General features: G+C 38.7%; 2 protein-coding genes. Both read left to right on the plus strand.

Annotated elements, in window-relative coordinates; all coding sequences use genetic code 11:
• Nucleotides 1–214: 214 nt before the first annotated feature.
• Complete coding sequence (locus AB4232_RS22565) at nt 215–790, plus strand: hypothetical protein (RefSeq protein WP_139684912.1); 576 nt, start codon at nt 215–217, stop codon at nt 788–790.
• Nucleotides 791–1,050: 260 nt separating this feature from the next.
• Nucleotides 1,051–1,293 (plus strand): hypothetical protein, encoded by a 243-nt coding sequence (locus AB4232_RS22570; RefSeq protein ID WP_009845471.1) that lies wholly within the window; start codon nt 1,051–1,053, stop codon nt 1,291–1,293.
• Nucleotides 1,294–1,346 lie beyond the last annotated feature (53 nt).

The raw sequence follows: 1,346 nt of genomic DNA on the forward strand, positions 1-1,346 counted from the left end.
GGTCAGATTCAGACTGCGCCGCGACTTCAACAGCCGGCTCTTCCGTTTATGCTGCCCCTCCTCCTCCCAATATTAATAACACAAGTAAAGCGATCAGCGCTTTTTTCATCAAATCCACCAGCTCTTCCGTTTTAGGTATGTTTCAAGTGTACATCAACTCATGTTGCTGCTCATCTATACTCTTAATAGAGAGCGAGTTAAGTAGAGGTAAATCATGAATTTTTTGGTGAAGGTTGTCATTATAAGTGTACCTCTGAGTGCCGATATCGCGTTAGCAGACCATTGTGACCGTGAAAACTGGCAAACACTGTTAGATCGCCAGCTATCATTTGAAGAACGCTATAATCAATACACTAAAGAATTTAACCAAGTTCTCTCGACCTATGAATCACAAACGTTGCTATCTAAACATTTCAACGAAAAGCAGATCATTGGGCTTTGGGCAAAGTACGAACAAAGATTTAATGTGCAGCTCAAAAGTCATATGAATACCGCTTATGATGTCTCTGAGGTTCTATTAAAACAGGCGTATATTGTGTCTACAGAACTAGATGGGGCGGAGTCTCTAACGCATTCGTGGCAAACCATAGCTAAACACTGCGCTAAAGCAAGACTACCGCGTCAAACAGAAAGTGCACAGGTACACGTACAAAGCTCACAATCACTCTCGCAAGATCTTCATACACTCAGTAAAAAATTTCGTCAGCTCTCTTCAAAATACCGTAAAGAAGCGACGATGATTGACGAAGCTCGCCACACAAACCAACCAATAAACGATGTACAAAACTAAAATGATTACTCACTTGCTCAACTTGATTATCCCAATAATCATAGTTCGAACAAATCAATACATTCAGAAAGATAATCAATCAAAGCTTTATCAATAAGTTGTAAAACTAATGTGGTAACTATCAACAATGACGTTCATTTTCCGACCAATGCAAGCGACTATGTGAGATATTCATCACAAAATAGATTTACAAACGCCAAAAAATTGTTATCATGATTATTCATATAACTTAATAACAAGAAATATTTTGGCTAGGTAATATGCAAAAAACTATGGCTTTCAACTGCTTGAGTAACACGGAAGGGACTGCAGAGATAAGAGGTAAACTTTTATCTGTCGCTAAACACATGGAAGAGTTCGGTTCAGTAAGTGAGCTAGAGCTATGTAAGATATTTGGAGAGACGATTTGGAATGACGGTGTGGATTATCATTCACATGCTTTTTCATTCAGAATCAACGCTCAAACCGGGGATTGTTCAATCTCTAACTTTAAGTATCACTAAGTTTTGCACCTATCATATACGGAGTACCTTTCACGAGGTGCTCCGTTTTTTAT

Origin of the sequence: Vibrio sp. 10N.286.46.A8, from assembly GCF_041470165.1 — a bacterium.
In the GTDB taxonomy this organism is placed as follows: domain Bacteria; phylum Pseudomonadota; class Gammaproteobacteria; order Enterobacterales; family Vibrionaceae; genus Vibrio; species Vibrio tasmaniensis_A.